The organism is Halobacteriovorax sp. CON-3, assembly GCF_043196995.1.
In the GTDB taxonomy this organism is placed as follows: domain Bacteria; phylum Bdellovibrionota; class Bacteriovoracia; order Bacteriovoracales; family Bacteriovoracaceae; genus Halobacteriovorax_A.
Window position 1 is genome coordinate 196,101 of the sequence record NZ_JBEBNA010000003.1, and the last position, 20,401, is coordinate 216,501.

At 37.4% G+C, this 20,401-nt stretch carries 24 protein-coding genes; 13 read left to right on the forward strand and 11 right to left on the reverse strand.

From position 1 onward, the window contains the following. The first annotated feature begins 18 nt into the window (after window positions 1-18). Window positions 19-1,479: a hypothetical protein gene (locus ABMA72_RS15765; RefSeq protein WP_393057864.1), complete on the forward strand. Its 1,461-nt coding sequence runs from the start codon at window positions 19-21 to the stop codon at window positions 1,477-1,479. A 9-nt stretch (window positions 1,480-1,488) separates the two neighbouring features. On the opposite strand, the gene ABMA72_RS15770 is transcribed toward ABMA72_RS15765, so the two are convergent. Further along, a complete protein-coding gene (locus ABMA72_RS15770; protein WP_021267936.1) occupies window positions 1,489-1,737 on the reverse strand; it encodes a ferredoxin in 249 nt (82 codons plus the stop codon). A 124-nt stretch (window positions 1,738-1,861) separates the two neighbouring features. On the opposite strand from ABMA72_RS15770, the gene ABMA72_RS15775 reads away from it, so the two are divergent. Together ABMA72_RS15775 and queC are read left to right on the forward strand one after the other, a co-directional pair. Beyond that, window positions 1,862-3,628, forward strand: a complete 1,767-nt coding sequence (locus tag ABMA72_RS15775) for a phospho-sugar mutase (RefSeq protein ID WP_393057866.1) — start codon at window positions 1,862-1,864, stop codon at window positions 3,626-3,628. 18 nt (window positions 3,629-3,646) lie between these two features. Then, on the forward strand, window positions 3,647-4,360 hold the full coding sequence (gene queC / locus ABMA72_RS15780; RefSeq protein WP_393057868.1) for a 7-cyano-7-deazaguanine synthase QueC: 714 nt from the start codon (window positions 3,647-3,649) through the stop codon (window positions 4,358-4,360). A 22-nt stretch (window positions 4,361-4,382) separates the two neighbouring features. Here the strand turns inward: queC and ABMA72_RS15785 are convergent, their stop codons facing one another. The 4 genes from ABMA72_RS15785 to ABMA72_RS15800 all read right to left on the reverse strand — a co-directional run bounded on the left by ABMA72_RS15785 (window position 4,383) and on the right by ABMA72_RS15800 (window position 6,797). Beyond that, entirely contained in the window at window positions 4,383-4,667 is a 285-nt protein-coding gene (locus ABMA72_RS15785) for a putative quinol monooxygenase (protein ID WP_392859937.1), read from the reverse strand. A 75-nt stretch (window positions 4,668-4,742) separates the two neighbouring features. Then, window positions 4,743-4,943 (reverse strand): hypothetical protein, encoded by a 201-nt coding sequence (locus ABMA72_RS15790; RefSeq protein WP_393057870.1) that lies wholly within the window; start codon window positions 4,941-4,943, stop codon window positions 4,743-4,745. Window positions 4,944-4,951: 8 nt separating this feature from the next. Then, window positions 4,952-6,016 (reverse strand): mannose-1-phosphate guanylyltransferase, encoded by a 1,065-nt coding sequence (locus ABMA72_RS15795; RefSeq protein WP_392859934.1) that lies wholly within the window; start codon window positions 6,014-6,016, stop codon window positions 4,952-4,954. A 67-nt stretch (window positions 6,017-6,083) separates the two neighbouring features. Beyond that, the gene (locus ABMA72_RS15800; RefSeq protein WP_393057872.1) at window positions 6,084-6,797 is read right to left on the reverse strand and encodes an SPOR domain-containing protein; all 714 of its coding nucleotides are present in this window, start codon (window positions 6,795-6,797) and stop codon (window positions 6,084-6,086) included. A gap of 178 nt (window positions 6,798-6,975) precedes the next feature. On the opposite strand from ABMA72_RS15800, the gene ABMA72_RS15805 reads away from it, so the two are divergent. The 6 genes from ABMA72_RS15805 (at window position 6,976) to ABMA72_RS15830 (ending at window position 11,577) form a co-directional block, all read left to right on the forward strand. After that, window positions 6,976-7,146, forward strand: coding sequence for a Flp family type IVb pilin (locus ABMA72_RS15805; RefSeq protein WP_021268293.1), 171 nt, complete (start codon window positions 6,976-6,978; stop codon window positions 7,144-7,146). 298 nt (window positions 7,147-7,444) lie between these two features. Then, complete coding sequence (locus ABMA72_RS15810) at window positions 7,445-8,080, forward strand: hypothetical protein (RefSeq protein ID WP_392859930.1); 636 nt, start codon at window positions 7,445-7,447, stop codon at window positions 8,078-8,080. A gap of 36 nt (window positions 8,081-8,116) precedes the next feature. Next, window positions 8,117-8,617, forward strand: a complete 501-nt coding sequence (locus ABMA72_RS15815; protein WP_393057874.1) for a hypothetical protein — start codon at window positions 8,117-8,119, stop codon at window positions 8,615-8,617. Then, window positions 8,601-8,891: a hypothetical protein gene (locus ABMA72_RS15820; RefSeq protein ID WP_392859926.1), complete on the forward strand. Its 291-nt coding sequence runs from the start codon at window positions 8,601-8,603 to the stop codon at window positions 8,889-8,891. The genes ABMA72_RS15815 and ABMA72_RS15820 overlap by 17 nt, the downstream gene beginning before the upstream one ends. Before the next feature lie 175 nt (window positions 8,892-9,066). Then, window positions 9,067-10,401: a hypothetical protein gene (locus ABMA72_RS15825; protein WP_393057876.1), complete on the forward strand. Its 1,335-nt coding sequence runs from the start codon at window positions 9,067-9,069 to the stop codon at window positions 10,399-10,401. Between the two features lie 9 nt (window positions 10,402-10,410). Continuing rightward, the gene (locus ABMA72_RS15830) at window positions 10,411-11,577 is read left to right on the forward strand and encodes an ATPase, T2SS/T4P/T4SS family (RefSeq protein WP_393057878.1); all 1,167 of its coding nucleotides are present in this window, start codon (window positions 10,411-10,413) and stop codon (window positions 11,575-11,577) included. On the opposite strand, the gene ABMA72_RS15835 is transcribed toward ABMA72_RS15830, so the two are convergent. The 3 genes from ABMA72_RS15835 to ABMA72_RS15845 all read right to left on the reverse strand — a co-directional run bounded on the left by ABMA72_RS15835 (window position 11,507) and on the right by ABMA72_RS15845 (window position 15,179). Then, window positions 11,507-12,547, reverse strand: coding sequence for an aspartate kinase (locus tag ABMA72_RS15835; protein ID WP_393057880.1), 1,041 nt, complete (start codon window positions 12,545-12,547; stop codon window positions 11,507-11,509). The genes ABMA72_RS15830 and ABMA72_RS15835 overlap by 71 nt on opposite strands. A 4-nt stretch (window positions 12,548-12,551) precedes the next feature. Then, a complete protein-coding gene (gene ettA / locus ABMA72_RS15840; protein ID WP_393057882.1) occupies window positions 12,552-14,237 on the reverse strand; it encodes an energy-dependent translational throttle protein EttA in 1,686 nt (561 codons plus the stop codon). 81 nt (window positions 14,238-14,318) lie between these two features. Then, window positions 14,319-15,179: a hypothetical protein gene (locus tag ABMA72_RS15845; RefSeq protein ID WP_392859918.1), complete on the reverse strand. Its 861-nt coding sequence runs from the start codon at window positions 15,177-15,179 to the stop codon at window positions 14,319-14,321. 52 nt (window positions 15,180-15,231) lie between these two features. Between ABMA72_RS15845 and ABMA72_RS15850 the strand changes: the two genes are divergently transcribed. The 4 genes from ABMA72_RS15850 (at window position 15,232) to ABMA72_RS15865 (ending at window position 17,998) form a co-directional block, all read left to right on the forward strand. Beyond that, window positions 15,232-15,522 (forward strand): hypothetical protein, encoded by a 291-nt coding sequence (locus ABMA72_RS15850; protein WP_392859916.1) that lies wholly within the window; start codon window positions 15,232-15,234, stop codon window positions 15,520-15,522. A 2-nt stretch (window positions 15,523-15,524) separates the two neighbouring features. Continuing rightward, complete coding sequence (locus ABMA72_RS15855; RefSeq protein WP_392859914.1) at window positions 15,525-16,742, forward strand: class I SAM-dependent rRNA methyltransferase; 1,218 nt, start codon at window positions 15,525-15,527, stop codon at window positions 16,740-16,742. Between the two features lie 13 nt (window positions 16,743-16,755). After that, complete coding sequence (locus ABMA72_RS15860; protein ID WP_392859913.1) at window positions 16,756-17,202, forward strand: DMT family transporter; 447 nt, start codon at window positions 16,756-16,758, stop codon at window positions 17,200-17,202. Window positions 17,203-17,278: 76 nt separating this feature from the next. Beyond that, complete coding sequence (locus tag ABMA72_RS15865) at window positions 17,279-17,998, forward strand: lysophospholipid acyltransferase family protein (RefSeq protein ID WP_392859911.1); 720 nt, start codon at window positions 17,279-17,281, stop codon at window positions 17,996-17,998. Between the two features lie 12 nt (window positions 17,999-18,010). Here ABMA72_RS15865 and ABMA72_RS15870 read toward each other — a convergent pair whose 3' ends face one another. The 3 genes from ABMA72_RS15870 to ABMA72_RS15880 all read right to left on the reverse strand — a co-directional run bounded on the left by ABMA72_RS15870 (window position 18,011) and on the right by ABMA72_RS15880 (window position 20,388). Then, window positions 18,011-18,532, reverse strand: a complete 522-nt coding sequence (locus tag ABMA72_RS15870) for a hypothetical protein (RefSeq protein ID WP_393057884.1) — start codon at window positions 18,530-18,532, stop codon at window positions 18,011-18,013. Window positions 18,533-18,727: 195 nt separating this feature from the next. Continuing rightward, complete coding sequence (locus tag ABMA72_RS15875) at window positions 18,728-19,246, reverse strand: 4Fe-4S binding protein (protein WP_392859908.1); 519 nt, start codon at window positions 19,244-19,246, stop codon at window positions 18,728-18,730. Beyond that, complete coding sequence (locus ABMA72_RS15880; RefSeq protein WP_393057885.1) at window positions 19,243-20,388, reverse strand: NADH-quinone oxidoreductase subunit D; 1,146 nt, start codon at window positions 20,386-20,388, stop codon at window positions 19,243-19,245. The genes ABMA72_RS15875 and ABMA72_RS15880 overlap by 4 nt, the downstream gene beginning before the upstream one ends. Window positions 20,389-20,401 lie beyond the last annotated feature (13 nt).

The window sequence follows — 20,401 nt, forward strand, 5'->3', positions numbered from 1 at the left end:
CAACTCCGATAAGAAGTCGTGCTATTAAAAAGAGTCTCTATCTCCATTCTCGCATTTTCAGTTGTAGTCAATGCTCTGGCCATTGAGCCTAGTTTCTTTAAAGAAGAGATTGATGTTAATGGAAGGCAGATAAAGGCCAAAGACCTAGTCAAAGATATTGTTAGAATCACAAAATCAAAGTCACCTAAATATATTCCAATTAGGCGTGAAAATGCAGTTTCTGACGACATTCCAAGGCACAATAGCGCTAGCGCAGAGATTTGTATTCAATGTCGAGACATGGCCGAACTAGCTTCAAATATCTCAGACATTGTCGCTAAGGCAAATGAAGACAATCCAAAACCAAGTATTAAGGTCAAGCAAAAGGCCTTAAAGCTTAAGGCCATTGCCACCTATATTGAAACGGTTGATAAATTAGGCGAAGTTTCTTGTCTCGAGAGTGACTTTGATAGCGGCAAAGAACGCTACAATACAAGAGATTTTGATGACTTCGAATTAGTTTTCACTTCTGATATCGCACTAAGTGAGTTCTCATCTCTAAGCCTCGCCCCTAGAACACAAACGAAAACTAGAATTACTTGGTTTCGCTCTACAGATGAAGTTGGCGAAGATATCTTTATTAAGGTTGTTTTTATAAAAGACCAAGAACCATATTTTCAGATCTACTATCCACATGACACTTATGTTGACCCAATAAAGCCAACAGATGTTGAAAGAAATATTCCAGAAGGTGTAACTCTTGAGACAAATAATGAATCAGAAATGGCCCTCGTGAGGGATCAAGAATATGACACTTTCATTGGTAAGGTTAAAATCAACAAGGCACTTCTACTAGAGCAAAGCTACTACGTCCCTACTTCCCTAACATTATTAGAGATGGAAACTGAGAGTAGTCTTGGAGAGGACACAAAGCTTACAAGTAAGGTAGAGATCAATGACAGAAAACAAAGAATTAATGTAAACCTCAATAGTAAGCTTACTGAGGATACGACCCTAGATGGCCATCTTGATATCAAACCAAATAAACAAAACTTAAATCTCAAACTATCTAATCGTTATAGTGACGATATCACAATTGATAGCAATGCAGATATCTCTACAGATAAGCAGCAACTTGACTTAAACCTAGTGCACCAAGGGAAATCCACAGCAAGGGCCGTAGCAAGAGCAGATGGTTACTTTCTTGCTGGAGTTACAGTGGCCACACCGGAGTTTCAAAATTTTGATATTGAAACAGATATGAGCTACGACACAAATCAGACAGCGACAATTGCCAATGATTTCAGGTTTCAAGGAACGACTATTATTAAAACAGGGACAGTGATTAACTCTCAGGGGGAAGTTGACTTCAGAGCACAAAGGTCATTTGAAGTATTTGATGATGCTAATATCACAATGGAAGTACAGCACTCGACGAAAGACAGAGGCATCAATGTTGATCGTACCTCTGCCTTCATTTCTTTTGATATGAAATTCTAATTAAATGAATTAACCGTCATTACCAATTGAAGCAACAGGACAAGCATCCATTTGCTCTTGGCATAACTCTTCTTCTTCTGGTGTTGAAGGTTGCTTAGCAATATAAGCATTTCCATCTTCATCTTCAGCGAAGAATTCAGGGGCACCCGTGTAACAAACGTTACATGCAATGCATCCTTCTCCGTTATCATCATCTGGGTCAGTACAGTACCACTTTCCAGCAACATTATCTTTGTGCTTCATTTCTTTATTTGCCATGTTAACTCCTTGATTTTATTAACACACAACACAATATTTCATTGATTATATTTTGCCTAAGTCTACTAGATTTGAGAATATAGCACAAGATACTCAATCATAAATTTCACAGGAGATTTTTAAAATGACGACGAGCCTTGAAAAAGCTAATGCTTGGGCCAATAACCCATATTTTGATGAAGAGTCACGCGCTGAAATCCAAGGATTAATTGACGCAGATGACATGAAAGAGATCGAAGAAAGATTTTATAAAGATATCGAGTTTGGTACTGGTGGACTTCGCTCTATCCTTGGTGCTGGAAATAATCGTATTAACAAGTATACAGTTCGTCGAGCAACGCAGGCCCTTGCTGGTGAAGTTCTCGACCATAGCGTAAAAACTGGAATCACTGCCCCATCAATTGCAGTAAGTTATGATTCTCGTAAATTCTCTTTTGAATTCGCTAAAGAAGTTTGTAGCGTCATGGCCGCCAATGGAATTAAGTCTTATATCTACAAGAGACTAAATCCAGTGCCAATGCTTTCTTACTCAGTAAGATACCACAAGGCCCAGGCCGGAGTAATGGTGACAGCTTCTCACAATCCTCCTGAGTATAATGGTTACAAAGTATACTGGAATGATGGTGCACAAGTTACTCCACCAAATGACAAAAATATTATCAATCGTTACTACGATATTACTTCGTATGATGCAGTTAAATTCATGGACTTCGCTCAAGCTGAAAAAGATGGATTCATTAGTTGGGTTGGTGAAGATGTAGAACAAAGCTTCTATAACGACATCCTATCTAAAACAGTAAATCCTGAAATGTGTAAGCAAGATGGAAAAGACCTTAAGATCGTTTATACACCAATTCACGGTACAGGGCTTATTCCATGTACAACAGCACTTGCCCAACTTGGATTTACAAATGTAGAAGTTGTGAAAGAACAAGCTCAACCTGACTCAAGCTTCCCTACTGTAAGCTCTCCAAACCCAGAGAATGCATCAGCAATGAAAATGGCCGTTGATCTTATGAAAGAGACAGGTGCCGATATCGCATTTGGTTCAGACCCTGATACAGATAGGCTTGGTGTTGCTTTCCAACACGAAGGTGAAACTCAATACATCAACGGAAACCAAATCGGAATCCTGATGCTGTACTACATGCTTCACAACCTTAAAGAAAATGGCAAGATGCCAGCTAACCCATACTTTGTGAAAACGGTTGTAACGACTCCTCTTCAAGAACTTATCGCTGATAAGTACGGAGTTAAGTCTTACTCTACTCTAACAGGATTTAAGTGGATCTGTGGACTAATGAATAAGATCGAAAAAGAAGATCCTTCGGCAAACTTCCTCTTTGGAACAGAAGAGTCTTTCGGTTACCTTCCACACGACTTTGTTCGTGACAAAGACGGTGTTGCTTCAATCACTTTCATGTCTGAAGTCACGCTCTATTTTAAGAAACAAGGAATGAACCTAATTCAAGCTCTCGATAAAATTTACGAAGAATTTGGATTTAGCCAAGAGTCTCTCCTAAATCTTGTTTACCAGGGTAAAGAAGGGGCCGAAAAAATTACACGAATCATGAGTCATTTTAGAGACTTAGCTCCGACAAGCTTGTGCGGACAGGAGATTCGCGTTATAGAAGATTATCAAACAGGTATTGTAAAAGACCTTGAATCAGGTGATGAGTCAAAACTGGATTACCCAGTAAGTAATGTTATTGGTTACCACTTCAAAAATGGAAACCGCCTGTATCTTCGCCCATCAGGAACTGAACCAAAAATTAAGTTCTACATTATGATTCAAGAAAAAGAAGGCGAACTTTCTGAGAAGAAAGCAAAGGCTTCAAAAGTAACTGATGAGTTCCTAGCATTCATTAATGAAACAGCTGAAGGACTATAAGGTTAAGGAGTATAAATTTTGAAAAGTGATAAACTTGCAGTTGTATTAGTTAGTGGTGGTATGGATTCGTTGGTTTGTGCTGCAATTGCAAATGAGAAGCATGAGAATCTTGCGTTTCTTCATCTTAACTACGGACAAAAAACTGAAGAACGTGAATTAGATTGCTTCCAAAAAATCGCAGATTATTACGGAGTCGACAAATCACTTCGTAAAGTAATTGATGTATCTTTTCTTAAACAGATTGGTGGAAGCTCACTAACTGACGACGGAATTGATGTAAAACAATACAAGGGTGAATCAGAAGAAATCCCTGATAGCTACGTACCTTTTAGAAACACTCACATCATCGCGATGGCCGTATCTTGGTCAGAAGTTGTTGGTGCAAAAAATATCTATATCGGTGCAGTTAATGAAGACTCATCAGGATACCCTGACTGTCGTCCAAGTTACTACGCAGCTTACAACGAGCTAATCAAGCAAGGAACAAAAGATGGTGATATCGAAATCATCACTCCAGTAATTGATATGGCAAAGAATGAGATTGTACAAAAAGCGGTAGACCTAGGTGCTCCACTTAAGTTTTCTTATTCATGTTACGCTCGTGGAGATAAAGCTTGTGGTGTTTGTGACTCTTGCGCTCTAAGACTTAGAGGCTTTCAAAAGGCAGGGATTGAAGATCCAATTGAGTACGATCAAAGACCAAACTATCTTTCAGAAACAACAAAGAAATAAAAAAAAGCTCCCTTTTTGGGAGCTATATTAATTTTTCTGCTCTTCTAACATCAAATTTTTCAACATTTTCATCAAAGTATGCCAAGAAATGTTTAACATGCTCTGTTTCCATATGGGCCTTCCAATGTGCTTCTGTTTCCCATATTTCATATAACCAAAAACTCGACGGATCTTCTTCTTCCTGATGTGGGTCGAATTTGGTACAACCAACTTCTTTATAAGTTTCTTCTACTAGTTTTAGTAACTCTGTTTTAATCAATTCAGTTTTATCAGACTTAGCCTTAATATTAACGATAAGAACTAGCATAAAGTACTCCCTATTTTAAAGTTATAAGAAAAGACCCCTATTAGGGGCCATTTCTATTATTAGTTTTTAAATTAGTTATTCAGCAGCAACTTCTGTTTCTTCTTCAACAGCTGGTGCTTCTACTTTTGCAACAGGAGCAGTAATAAGTCCTGCATCAGTTAGAATTTTTACTTTTTCTTCTTTGTTTACAAATTTTCCGTTTGCAGCTTTAACAGCAAAACGACCAGATCTTTTCTTAACAATTGTGTACTCGCCTACTTTTTTAACAACTTCCATGAATTCTCCTATAATAATTCTTTGCGTTTGTTATCTTTTAAGTGTTGAACAATTTCTTTTACTCGTTGTGAATCATCTTTAGGCACAATCATAACGGCCTTATCATTTGAAACAACAACAAGATCTTGGACATTAATTAAAGAAACATGCTTATCAGGAGCATAGATAATATTCCCTGTCGCATCCTTTAAAAAAGTTCCGTTACTATCAATTATAGTGTTTCCCTCCACACGGTCAACCACTTGTTCAAGTGCCTCCCACGATCCAAGGTCATTCCAATCAAATTCGGCCTTAACTAAGCTGATACGACTTGATTTCTCCATAATAGCGTAGTCAATCGAGTCTTTTGGAATCTTATTATATACTTCTTCAAGCTTCGCCTCGTCGTCAAGGCTTGCCTTCAATTCTTCATAGAAAGAAAACATTTCCGGTGAGTGCGCCGCAAACTCTTCTTTAAAAACACCAAGTGGCGCCATAAACATCCCGGCATTCCAAACATACTTACCTGTTGATAAGTATTCCTTGGCCTTCTCAAAATTTGGTTTTTCAACAAATTCATCAACCTTGAATCCATCACCTACTGCTTCACTTGTTTTGATATAACCATAACCAGTGTGTGGGAAGTGAGGAGGAATCCCTATCGTTGTAATCGTTTGCGTATCACTTGAAAGCTTTACGGCCTTCTCAAAGCTCGCCTTAAAGCCAGACTTATTCAAGATGACGTGATCCGAAGGCATAACAGCGATAATATCATCCGATTTGGCCCCCGCAGCCTCAATGGCAGCAAGAGACAGGAGAATACAAGGAGCTGTATTTCGCCCAGCTGGTTCATAAATAATATGTTCTTCAAGAATTTGATCTTTTGAGCAAGAAATTGCTAACTCAGATTGGTCACGAGTTGTAATGATAAAGCGATTCTTCAAGTCGACACTTTCTTCAAAGCGATCAAGAGTTTGACCTAGTAGAGTTTCATTTCCAACGAGAGAAAGGTACTGCTTTGGTTTTGATTCTGTCGACTCTGGCCATAGGCGTGTTCCCTTCCCACCGGCCATAATAAGTGTGTAAATATTCATAAAAAAATGCCCTTAAATTGTATAAGGGCATCGTATCATAAAAAATGTAAATGTTCTAAATGGTGAATTAGTCGAATTTTGTAAAGAAATAATCACGCCCTGCAAAAAGAGAAGGGTGCTTCTTAACATATTGCTTTGCTTCAATACTTCTCTCAAATGCCCCAAGACTTACGCGGAAACGGTTCCCCTTCCCAGGTACATCTTTCTCATTAACGATTGGGCTAAAGCCTAGAACTCTAAAACCTTCAGCGAATTCCTTAGCATCATCAATCGACTCAAATGAACCAACCACGATTGTGTACTTACCAGTGTACTCATCAGTTTTTGAAACAGATTCCTCAGCAGCATTACTTTCGACAACTTGTTGCTGAACTGGTTCTGCGGCCCTTTCCTCAACAGCTTCATCTACTGGTGAATCCTGAACGCCGACATCATTGAAGTCTTTATTTTCATTTGAAAACTCATTAACCATCTTCTGCTTTAATGATTCTTCAATTCTCTTATTTAATTCTTCTTTTGAAACTTTCTTTGTCTCTTTATCTTGAACTATTTCTTTAACCTTCTCCTCTTCTGGAGATGTTAGCTCAATCTTTTGCTTCTCATCCATTGGCTCAACAATCGCTTTTTCCTCTTTATTACTAAGCCCAGCTTTTTCAAAAGCATAATTAGATCCAATCTTTAGGCCAAAGAAGAATGATGTAATGGCAACCAGGATGACAAAGATGACAACCAATAAGATTTCTTTTTTCTCAAATACGTAGAAGTTACTTTTATCGTTCATAAGGATATTTTAATCTCTCCACAATTATTAGCAACTTGCTGAAAATACTAGGAAAAATAATCCTTTATTTCATATTTGAAATATATCCCGACATTCTGACTCAGAATAAAGACTCTCCCATCTTTCTATTTTATAACCCGTGAAGTCTTATGAACTTTGCCAAACCGGGAGAAAGAAAATGAAAAAGATTTTAAAGAATAATAAAGGACAAGGTGTTATGGAATATATGATCATCACAAGCCTTGTCGGTATCATTTGTATTACGGCCGTAAAAACACTTGGAACAAGAGTCCAAAAAAGACTAGAAGACGCATCTGACAAGATCACTAAGAGTATCAAAGTAAATTAATACACAATTATGAAAATACTTTCTTACGCTCTATCTATTACTCTAATTGTCTTTGTCTTCCTCGCAAGCTCAGCTGTTAGCGAAAAGTATCGATGTAAAAATAGTATTGTCTTTCAAGCTTATGTGCACTCATTGTCAAAATCACATAATAATAAAAAATCATCAAAAACATTCTCTTGTAAAAGCCTCCTCTCATTTGAGAGGTGGTTTGATTCAAAAACACGGATTAAGTTTGTAAAAAATAAAAATGGAAAATACCTGAAGTATCGAAAAGAGAAGCATCATTTAGGATTTTCAAATGGCCTTAGATGAAAGAGGTAGTACTTCCCTAGTAGCGGTCTTATTTTTTATGGCCTTCATCGCCATCATCTTTTCAAATATGGCCCGCTCCTATGAAGAACTCCAAATTATAAAGTATTACAATAAATCATATATCTGTTCAAAGAAGGCAATTGTTGAGTACAAGTCCTTCTACAAAAGAATTTCTTATATCAATGTCGGCCTAAAAAGCCTGTTTTACGCTCAATTCTTTCCCCTAGCAGCGTGGCTAAAGCCATTTATGAAGTATGGGGCCAAAGGACTTATGTACCTACAAAGTGCGCTTCGCTACTTCCTACGCTACAAGCTCTTAACCATAGCGGAGTGTGATACGGCAAATATTCTAGGTCTTTTAAAATCTGACCCATTAGGAAGAAGAATTTGGAAAATCAAAAGAAGACTCGATACTTCAGCTGTCTTTGAAAAGAAATGGAAGGCCTTTATGCCCTTTCACTACCCAGGGAGTAACCTATCAGAAAATCACTCATTCGTTATTACCTTAAAATTCAAACTCAAAGAGGGAAGAATTTTAGACGATTTCGCTCTCACCTCAAAACACATGGCACCCAAGGGTATTCAACAATTGAAGGACTACTATGGACTTCAATTTTTGTAAGTACATTAATTCTTATGATTAACCTGGAGGTTAAAATTGAAAATTCTAAACAACGAGAAATCAAAAACTTCATCAAAACCTGGAACTCAATCAAATAGCGACACCCCTTCATCACCACTTCTCTTTAATAAGGAGAAGGAAGAAAAGATGAAGAAGGCCCTCTATCTTAGATTTTGGGTGGCCCTCGTACTGACTAATATCTTCACTTATATCCTTTCAGTCCCTTCCCCACAAAGCCTACCTGAGGAGCATATTACAGTGGCAAAAGATGAAAGACTTCTTAAGCTTAAAATAAATGAAATGACCAATCTAGTGGGAAGTGAAGAGTATGTATCTTTATATGCAGGCCCTACACACATCACAAATAAGGCCAAGATCGTGAAAAAACTAAACGATGAAGAAGTCCCTATTTATCTCGTAAAAATTTCTATTTCAGATTTGAATAGAATTGCTCCTTATAAGGCTTTAGAGCTAGATTCCTATCCAGTTACAGATCTACCAAAATCCAAAGGAGGAGCTTATGAAATTGAAATTTAGCCTTATTACAATCCTATTATGTACAAGCATTCAAGCACGTGAAGTGATTGTTTATACATACGATTCTGACAAAAACCACATGTTTGAAGTACTTAGCGAATTAATGGCAAAGAATGGAATTAAGAAAGAAGATTTTCGATTTATAAAGAAGAAGAACCCATGTGAAGATATCTATAAAAATGCCCTACTTCACATTTGCTTTAAGGGTGAAGAAGCTGAACCTTTAGTTGTTAGACAAGATAAGCGAGTGCTTCAAAATACATTTGGGCAATAAAAAAGGGCCAACGTCTTGGCCCTCTTTCTATATCTGAAAAATAATTAAATATTAATCTAGATGAATTTTAAACTTAGGAGTAGTTCCCTTGTTTCTGTTATGCGCTTTTCTTTTAGCACCCATTTTTGTTTTTTTAGCATTACGCTTGTTTCTTGTAATACGAGTTCTTGATACCATGATAAATCTCCTCAATATATTTAAATCTAAATTAAAAACAGTTTTCGAGTATAGCTTTTTACTAAGTTTCCTGCCTTTTGTCAAAGTCATTAGCTTAATATGTATCGTAAATTTCAATATTTACGCAACTGGCTCAAATCAAATTACCCTGGCCATAGGCCAAGTCACTGAAATTTCATTATCAGGGATAACAAACTTCAGTATCTCCAATAAAGAAGTTTTATCGAGCAAGGCAATTCAGGCCCAAAATAAGCTCTTTATTAAAGGAAAAATGCAGGGCCAATCGATTGTTACACTTTGGACTAACTCAGGCAAGAAGAAGATACATGAAGTTTATGTCCTCTCAAAATCAGGTCAATTTAAGGTACTTGAGGTCTTAAACAACCTCCGTCACTTTGGTATTAATGGCGATATTAAAGGCGATAAGTTAATCATTTCCCAAGATATTACGACACTTGATCAGTACCTAGTTCTTAGGCCACTTCTCAATAAGAATAAGAGTATTATCTTCAAGGGTGAACTTAAGGATAAAGTCGCTAAGAAAATCATTGGCGAAATTCATCACAAGTTTTTTCAAAACTATTACGATGATATTCGCTGTGAAAAATCCAAGATTGATATCCACTGCTTTACAAACGAAGAGATCTTAAAAGATAAGAAGTTCCTAGGGCCACTCCAAAAAAAGCTAATGGTTAAGTTCTTCCTATCTCAAAGATTTGATAATCTCGTCAACCATAAGCTCGAAATGAGAATCATACAAATTGAAAGAATGGATGGAAAAGAGATCAATTTTGGACTCGACCAAGTCGACGTCGGCCTTTCCGACTTACTCGATGAGGGAGCATCAGCATTGGCCAAAAGTCAGAGCATTGTCTTTAGAGATACTGATTATAATGTGTCGACATTGGCCACTCAAAAAATTCTTTTACGTACAAATAACAAGTCTACCGTTCAAATGGGTTCTGATATCCCTTTTACCACGACAACAAATAACAATGGCAATAATACTCAATGGCGATTTGCTGGACTTAAAATTGAGATGCTACTTGAAAAGATAAACAACAGATACAAAGTTAAATATAGCACAAAGCTAACGAGGCCAATGGGGCAAACAAATGGTGATACTTATATAAACGGGAGTGCCCAAGAGTCGAGTTTTCTAATCGAAAAAGGAATTCCGATTCAGATGTTTGAAATCGATTTAACAACTGATGACAACGCCGGACGAAGACTTCCCATTCTTGGTCAAATTCCCATTCTTGGGAAACTTTTTTCTTCATCCGCAAAATTTAAAACGTATAAAAGAATTATTGCTATCGCAAAATTAAAATAGGAAAAATACATGTCACAAATTAACCAATACTTCTTCAGTGAATTCAAAATGCTTCTCACAGAAAAGTCGAAAAAGACGATTCACTTAAACTTTGAAGAAATTATTTTAGAGACCTTAGAAAGAAATAATCTGCAAGAAAAAGACATCTCAAACCTAGAAGACATCAAGGATTGGTTTAATAAGGTTTACCATCAAAGCTATATTGATGACCTTTTAAACCTTTATGATGCAAATGAGTTTATCATTCACTCTCCTAGTGATATCGAAGTTCACAAGCAAGATAACCTAAATCTAAAAGTGGAATTTCTAAGTAATGAGGACTTTGTTCTAAGTCTCGTCTTTCTTACTCAGAAACTTAGTATTGACTGGAGCTTCAATACACCATTTGCCTCATTTAAAGATACGCGAGTAATAAGTGGCAATGAAATTGATCTTCGTGTCAGTCTTACCCACCCATGCCTTTCACCTAAGTCACAAGCAAAGGCATTTCTACGAGTTCACTCACAAAAGAATTTTAAAGTTTCAAATTTCACAGAAGATAAGGATGCACAGAATCTCATGACAGAGCTTATTTCCAATTACAAAAATATTGTTATTGCTGGCTCCACGGCCAGTGGGAAAACTAGTTTTTTAAGGGCCTGTAAATCATTATGCCAAGAAGGTGAACATCACGTCATCATTGAAGATGTCGCTGAAATAGATGGTGATATCTCACACTCAACTCACCTACTTTCACACCCAAGTGAAGGAAAAAGTCTAAAGGACTATTGTAGCTATGCTCTTAGGATGTCACCCAAGAGGATCATTCTGGGAGAGATTAGATCGAGTGAAGTTATTCCATTCCTATTGGCCATGAATACTGGACACAAAGGAATGATGAGTACCATTCACGCCAATAATGCAAAAGATACTCTCCTAAGATTAACTACATTATTTTCGATTTTTTCAGAGAGTAAAAATGGGATCGACTTTGATCAAATCCTAAGGCTTATTTGTCAAAGCGTTGATCATGTCGTTTTTATTGAAAATAAAGAAGTAAAAGAAATTATCGAAGTTCACGGTAGTGAAGCAGATCGTCCAATTTATTCAACGCTTTATTCAAAAACTAAGAAAATAGCTGATCACCAAAAAGGTCTATCCACTCACGAAGATCTTGGCCATCAACTTCTAGCGTAAAGTAATCGTCATTATTCTCGTCTAGCTGGAAAGACTTATTAAGTAGCTTGGCCTCTTCAAGAGCAAGCCCAAAAACAGTGATAAAGTTTCGAGAGGCTTCGTCTTTTTCCGTTGAGATTGCACAGAAGTGATCTTCTTTGGCATCGCTAATACAGCTTCCGGCCTCGTTTGGGTAAAATACACTTTTAACGATAAGAGGAAGATTAGCTTCAATCAAAGGATTCATCGTTCTGTGAAAAAGAATCTTAGCTCCTTTATTTGTTAGAAGTTTTGTTTGGCGATAACTGAGATTGTGAATGAGTGGAGCATTAGTCAGAACTTTAGGGTCATGTCCATAGACACCTTTTACATCCTTCCAAATCACAAGTTCTTGTACATCATCAAGTGCCCAAGCAAAGATTGCAGCAGAATAGTCAGAGCCTTCACGGCCTAGAGTTGACGTCTGGCCATCAGTTGTTCGAGCAATAAAGCCCTGAGTGATAACTAGCGGGTACTTATTTAATTCATTGCAATTTGCCTTCGTATTCTTAAAGAGTACCTTGGCCTCATTAAAATTTTGATTTGTGACAATATAATCACGAGCATCAGCATGAAAGACCTCTCTGCCCTGTTGCTCAAGATAGCTTGCAAGAATCGAAGTCGAAATTCGTTCTCCAATACTGTAGATAGAGTCAAGAGTGGCACTCGATTTAGGAAGTGTAAGATAACCTAGTAATTCTTTTTTAAAATTAGAGAGATCAACGGAAAGCTCTAGTTCATCAACGATCACTTTATGTTTTTGGAAAAAAGCTTCAATTAATGAAGCGGAGTCTTCCTTAAAATAAATTGATTCAAGTTCGTTAGTTGAATTATAGGTTGCAGATAGTACAACTAGTGCATCATTTGGACATGCTAGGATTAAGTCTGCAATCTGCTTAATGGCAGCAGCACTTTTAATAGAGCTGCCACCAAATTTATATACACTTCTCAAGTTTTTAGTCTCTTGTTAACTTCTTATATGTATAACGTTTAGGATTAAGAGCAGCATCGCCAAGACGCTTTCTCTTATCTTCTTCGTACTCATCAAAGTTACCTTCAAACCACACAACTTTACCATCACCTTCAAAGGCAAGGATATGTGTAGCAAGACGGTCTAGGAAGAAACGGTCGTGGGAAATGATAACCGCACAACCAGCATAATCAACCAGGGCCTTTTCTAGGGCCTGTAGTGTATTTACATCAAGGTCGTTTGTTGGCTCATCTAGAAGGAGAACATTTCCACCTTCTTTAAGAACTTTTGCAAGGTGAACACGGTTTCTCTCACCACCTGAAAGTTCAGAAACTTTCTTCTTCTGGTCTTCACCAGAGAAGTTGAATTTAGCGATATAGGCACGAGAGTTTACTTCTTGGCCACCAACATTGATGAATTCAGTTCCATCAGCAACAACATCATAGATTGTTTTCTCTGGATCCAGATCACGCCCTTGATCAACGTAAGCAAGCTTAACAGTATCACCAACATCAAAAGTTCCTGAAGTTGGTTGTTCTTGACCAGCAATCATTTTAAATAATGTTGTCTTACCAGCACCGTTTGGACCGATAATACCAACGATCCCACCAGGAGGAAGAGAGAACTCTAAGTTTTCATAAAGTAATTTATCATCAAATGCTTTTGAAACACCATGTGCTTCAATTACCTTATTACCAAGACGAGGTCCTGCAGGAATGAAGAGATCATTTGTTTCATTTCTCTTCTCACTTGAAATCTTTGCTCTTTCCTCATAATTTTTGATACGAGCTTTTGACTTCGCCTGACGTGCCTTAGGGTTAGAGCGAATCCACTCAAGCTCTTCCTTCATGGCCTTTTGTCTCTTAGACTCAGTCTTTTCTTCTTGAGCAAGACGTTTTGCTTTTGTTTCTAGCCAACCAGTGTAATTCCCTTCAAAAGGAATCCCTTGTCCACGGTCAAGTTCTAGAATCCATCCAGCAACATTATCTAGGAAGTAACGGTCGTGTGTTACGGCAATTACAGTTCCTTTATATTGTTGAAGGTGTCTTTCTAACCACCAAACAGTTTCTGCATCAAGGTGGTTTGTCGGCTCATCTAGTAATAGAATATCTGGTTTTTGAAGAAGTAAGCGACATAGTGCTACCCTTCTCTTTTCTCCACCTGAAAGGTTTCCACACTTAGCTTCTGATGGAGGACAATTTAGTGCTTCCATTGCAAGGTCAAGTTGGTTATCAAGTGTCCAAGCATCAGCTGCATCAAGTTTATCCTGAAGCTTGGCCTGCTTATCTAATAAGTCATTCATTTCGTCATCTGACATAGGTTCTGCAAACTTTGCAGAAATCTCATCAAACTTTGCGAGAAGATCAACTGTCTCCTGGCAACCCTGTTGTACAACTTCTCTAACAGTTAACTCTGGATCTAACTTTGGCTCCTGCTCAAGGTATCCAACTGAATAATTCTTTGCTAAGTGAGTTTCACCTAAGTGGTCTTGATCAAGCCCTGCCATGATCTTAAGAAGTGTTGATTTACCAGCACCGTTAAGACCTAGAACACCGATCTTAGCTCCATAGAAATAAGAAAGTGAGATATTTTTTAGAACGTGCTTTTGTTTATAAACTTTCCCAACACGATTCATTGAATAAATAATTTGCTTATCATTTTGATAGGCCATTAGCTGACTCCATTTGTTTTTTTATTACCTAAATAAAGTACCTACAAAACGATAGAATATCAATTATAACTGCTCACAAGCTTAAAGATTTAAATGACTTATTAGGCGGAAAAAGTTTGCGACATAAGGCACAAAGAAGAAGACCACAAGCCATGCAAACTTGAATATCTTTAATCGTTGTAAAAAAACTTCATTTTCACTTCGATAGTCATCCCACAGATTAATTTCAATTGATTCAAGGTCTTCGCAAATATCTGCTCCTTGGTGCTTTTTCATTTCAATAAGGGCCGACAGCCTTCGAAATAAGTCCTTTGCCAAGTCTTGCTTCATCTCAACAATTGAGTTGATTGCTGAACGATGGACAAGTTGATTTATGGGAGTCCCTACGTCGTACATTAGTTTAAAGATAAGATAGGAATTTAAAATCTTGCTTATTGGTGCGAGGAATTTATGCTTTAATTTTTTAATCAATAAAATGAAGCTAACGACACCCATCATATTATAGAGGAAGGCCAAGGCCAGAAAAAAGTAATCAGTCTTTAACCCAAGTATATTGGTTGCGAAGATATTGAGAGCAAATGTAAGGCCCATGGCCATAAGAAATTGAAAGAGGGTTTCGTTGATTGTACCTGAGACCTTTTTCTCAATTTGCAGGTCATTAGAAAGGGCGTGGCGCATTTTTGCGAGAGTACGACTTGTTGCAGCGCCAAATTCTTTTGCAATCTGAGCTATTTCACATACTAGTGAGTCGTAGAACTTATAATTTGATAGTTGCGTTAGATCTCCCATCAGATTAAGTTGCGACACTTCAATTAATAAGTCCTTACCTCTTTGATACTCTGAGCGCATTCGAAATTTCAATAAGTTAAACCTTTCGATTAGACTTTCTGCGGGGATGAAAAGAGCGATAAGTGAAATAGATAGAAAAGATAAAATTGCCAAAATAGACCTCCTATCTTGACGTAACGCTATGTATCTGAAATAACAATATCCCATGGAAAATAAAGAAGAGTTATTTCACATTCGAAATGAAAAGCATGCTTTTGAACAGCAATCAGAAGATATTGATCATCCTGATTTCTATCTCAATGATGAGCTATTAGAAGAGCTACAACTCTTTTGCCAAAATTTTGATCCGTACCGTGATATGGATCTTGAAACAAAATTTCGTTTACAAGAATTTGGTGTTCTTGAACTCTCAAATCCCTTTGAGATTACGAATAAACTTCTTCTCTTATTAGAGAATAACCTTCAATACCGTATAAAGTTAGAAAAAGAAAAGTAACAATGAACAAGAAAACCGCAGGTCGTCCACGCATTCGCACACCTAGGGTAGAACTACACCCTGCCAGTGTTAAATATATCTTCAAAGGTCATCCTTGGATTACAAAAGATAAATATTCTCTGAAGTTTCCAAAGGGATCTCCTTTTATTACAGCAAAGCTTGATGAAGTTAAGAATGACGATGCGAAATTTGTTGTTATGCTTAATGATCCTACTCATGACAGTGTTCTCGCTAGAATTTGGAGGATTGGAGAAGGCTCTTCTCACCTAGGCCCAAAGGAATTCTACTTTGAATTACGTGAGCGTATGCAAGCAAGTTTTGAGGCACGTGGTAATATCGACAACCGAGAAAATTACTACCTAGCTTTTGGTGAGTCAGATTACCTCCCAGGACTATTCATTATACGTTTAAAGGATAGAATCTTAATTCAATTCTATGCAAACTTTTGGAACCACTTTGAAAATGATGTTCTAAAAATTGTAAAAGACTTCTACCCTAAAGATACGGTTTGGGTTCAAAAGAGAAACCTTAAGCGCAAGAAAGAATTCTACTGTGCGACTAATAAACAACTTAAAGAAGATAACTTTCTTATAGAAGAGTTTGGTGTTAAGTACCAAATTAAGCTTAACCAATTCTATGATATTGGTATCTATACAGATATGGCGGCCATTAGAGATCGTGTGAAAGATGACTTTGATGGAAAGAGTGTTCTTAACCTTTATAGCTATACAGGTGCCTACTCTCTCTTTGCTCTTAAGCAAGGCGCAACAGATGTAACAAGTGTAGACCTCTCGCAAAAGTACCTTGATTGGCTTCAAGAAAATTTAGTGCTTAACGAAATGAGTGAAAATCATGAGTCACTTTGTATGCCAACAATTAAGGCCCTTGAAAAGTTTAAGGCCGAAGGTCGTAAGTTTGATTTAATCATTTGTGACCCTCCAAGTGCATCAAGTGATGGAAAGAAAGTTTCAAAAGCTATTGATGCATACAAGGATATGATTCCTCTATTTGATATGATTTTAAATAAGGGTGGAAAGGCACATATCTTTTTAAATACACATTCTATTACACGCAAGAAATTTGAAAATAAAATCAAAGAATATATTGGCAACCGTAAGATTAGTATCACTGGATCACTTAAGCTTACTGGTGATTGTCCATCTCTCAAGGGCTTTATTGAAGGCGACTACCTTAAGGGATTAACACTTCTAAAGAAATAAAGGATAAGAGTAGATGACAAATAACCTAGCAATAATCGTTCCCCTATTTATTGGTTGCATTGGAATTCTTCAAGGTGCCCTCAACCGATTAATGACAAATGATATTGGCCTTACATGGATGGCCCTCCTAGGAAATTTTGTTACTCTAGTTGTTTGTATTTGTTTCTTCTTTTTCGTTAAACATAATCCAGAGTTTTTTCCAGAATTCGTTCGCTTGAAAGAGTTCCAGTTTAAGTGGTGGTATGTCATTCCTGGCTTCTTTGGTTTTCTCTTTGTTGTTGGTCTTCCAATTGGAATCTATGAAGTTGGCGCTGTTAAAACAACAGTTGGGCTTATTGCAGCACAAATGGTGACAAGTGTTCTATGGGATGTGTTCGTTGAAAACATCTCTCTAACTGTGCCAAAAGGACTAGGAATCTTGATGGCAATTGGCTCAGTGCTATTAATTACACTGTTTTAACAGTTACTTATAAATAGCGTTAACACACTTTCATTTTGTAGTCTGACACAGATAAATCCTATGCTATAAAGTAAAAATGCTTTTAATGTATTTTCGTCTATTCATCGCTGGACTATTTTTAGTTATTGGAACACTAATCTGGATTCCAATCTGTATGTTTCGCCCAGCGAATCGAGGAAATACATACCTTATTGCAAACTATTACTCGTGGCTAACTCGTCTATTCTTACATATTAAAATTGATGCAAGAGTGAAGAAAGACCACAAAGACGTTAGAAATTCAGTCATTATCTCTAACCACCAATCCAACCTCGATATCTTCTTTGTTGGGCCGGCACTACCGAGACGAACAGTATCACTAGGAAAACAATCTCTCGTTTGGATTCCTATCTTTGGGCAAATGTATTATCTAGCAGGTAATATTTTAATTAATCGTACAAATCGCAAAAAGGCCTGGCGAGCAATGGCCGAAGTTGCACGAACAATTAAAGAAGATAATTGCAATGTATGGATTATGCCGGAAGGAACTCGCTCTAAAGGACGTGGACTTCTACCATTTAAGAAAGGTCCATTTGTTGTTGCCATCCAGGGACAACTCCCAATTTACCCTGTCGTTTTTTCTGAATATGAGAAATCTTTTGATCTTAGAAAGCTTAGGCCTGGAAAAGTTATCATTGAAGCTCTTGAGCCAATTTCGACGGAGGGAATGACGATGGATGATATTGGAGACCTTATGGACAAGACTCGTGAAAGAATGCTTGCCCATATTAATAAATTAGCTGAAGAATTATCTTAATCTTTCCTCTTATTAGAAGATATTTACTCTTGTCATGTAATCAACTTTTCTAGCATCTGCTCTTCTTAATGGGCCTTGTGTACCTGGTGCAGTTGTTCTTCTTCCATCATTTATAGCGGCATTACTTGTCGGACATTCCATCCCCAGGCCACAAAGATCTTTTCTATTTAAGAAAAGTGCTGCTTCAATAAAGCTGTACTGCTTACCTTTATAAATTATTTTTAAATCTTCAATCTTTCCTGTTTGATTTGGAAGGATAACGAAGTCACCTTTTTCTAGAATATCAAATAGGAATTCCTTGTACTGTGCATATTCCTTTGTGACCTTAAAAAGAACATCATTGTAATCTCTACCGTTTGTATCCTTTGAGTAAGCACTTACTGTATCACCAAAAACTCTAATTGATCTAATATCTTGATCGCCGTGATACTGGCTTCTAATTTTTAAATCACCTGAAGTTGCAAAAATTTGCTGATATGAAAAAGCATTAAGAGCAATAAATAGTGCAATTGTAACTTTAAGAACTGTTTTCATCATTCCCTCCAGATACATATATAGATGCACTTTATGTGCCAAGAATCTTACGAGATATTAAGCAGTTAGGTTGTAAATATCTTAAACAGTGTCTATTGAAGTGACGACATAGCGTCCTTTCTGGATATGAGCCTGCTCTCGGCCCCTGCCTTCGCAGACATAAAAAAAGGCTCCGTTAGGAGCCTTTTATTATTTCTACTTTACTATTCTTTCACGCCATTTTTTGATATCTGGTGCAAGGTAATCGTACTTCATCTCATCAAGAGTATATTGAGAGAATTCGTAGTCTGTCGTGTGAGTTAGACACTCAGTTGGACAAACAGTAGTACAAAGACCACAGTAACAGCATAGAGCTGTGTCGATAGTGTATTGAAGAAGATCTAACTTGATTGGCGTTCCACCACTTGTCTTAAGTGCTGGAGCATCTTTTTCTCTTCTAACAGCTGTAATGTAGATACAGTCAACTGGACAAGCAGTTGCACACTGGTAACAAGAAATACAGTTTTCAACGTCGTTAAATAGACGTGAACGAGAGTTCTTTGGAAGCTCTTCTCTTACTTCTGGATATTCAATTGTTACAGGCTTTACACCGTACACATATTTAAAAGTAATCCCTAGACCTTTAGTAACTGTTCTAATTCCAGTCCAGATATTCTTAAACCATTTTCCTAATGTTAGTTGCTCACCTGCTTGGTAAGTTGCTTGAGTGCTCATCGGTCAACCTCTCCTAGTACAATATCAATACTTCCGATCGTAGCAACGAAGTCTGCGATCATCTGACCTTTTCCAAGCTCAGGTAGCATTGAAGTGTGTGTAAAACATGAAGACTTAACTTTAACTCTGTAAGGAGTTTTTCCACCATCTGAAACGATGTGGTAACCAAGCTCTCCACGTGGACACTCAGTTTTTGTATAAATCTCACCTTTTGGCAGCTTAATGATCTTTGGAACTTTCCCCATAACAGGTCCAGCTTCAATTCCATCAAGAGCTTGACGAAGGATTTTAATTGATTCAAAGATTTCGAATACACGTACATAGTAACGATCCCAACAGTCACCAACAGTTCCCATTTCACCTTTACCAGTAACAACATCAAAATCGAATTTATCGTAGTAACCATATGGCTTCTTCTTACGAAGATCCCATTCAACACCTGAACCACGAAGAACAGCACCTGTTGCACCATACTCGTAGGCCATCTCAGGAGTAACGATACCAACATTAGCAGTTCTGTTACGGAAGATAGCGTTCATACCAACTAGGTCGTGGTACTTCTTCATATTTTCTTCCATCATAGTACAAAATTGGTCGATACGACGAAGTTGATCATCATTAATATCGTTCCAAACACCACCAATCCAAATGTAATTGTATAGTAGTCTGGCACCTGAAAGCTCTTCGAAGATTCTTAGAACTTGCTCTCTATCTTGGAAAGCATATAAGAATGGAGTGAAGGCCCCAAGGTCAATTGCATAAGTACCAAAGTACATTAAGTGAGATGCGATTCTTTGAAGTTCCGCAACGATAATTCTGATGTACTCTGCTCTTTCAGGAACTTCTGTTCCAAGCATTTTCTCAATACCGTGAACATAACCCCATTCCATCCCCATGGCACCAAGGTAGTCCATACGGTCAGTGAAAGGAATGATTCCACGATAGTCTAAGTTTTCGCTGTGCTTTTCCATACAACGGTGTAGGTAACCTAGGTATGGAGTTGCTTCAACAACGATTTCAGAATCTGTTTTAATCTCAACACGTAAAACCCCGTGAGTGGCAGGGTGTTGAGGCCCCATATTTACTGTCAATAGATCAGTATGTAAGGCTTCTTGTTCTTGTTTTAATGTATTATCTTCCATTAAAAATATCCTT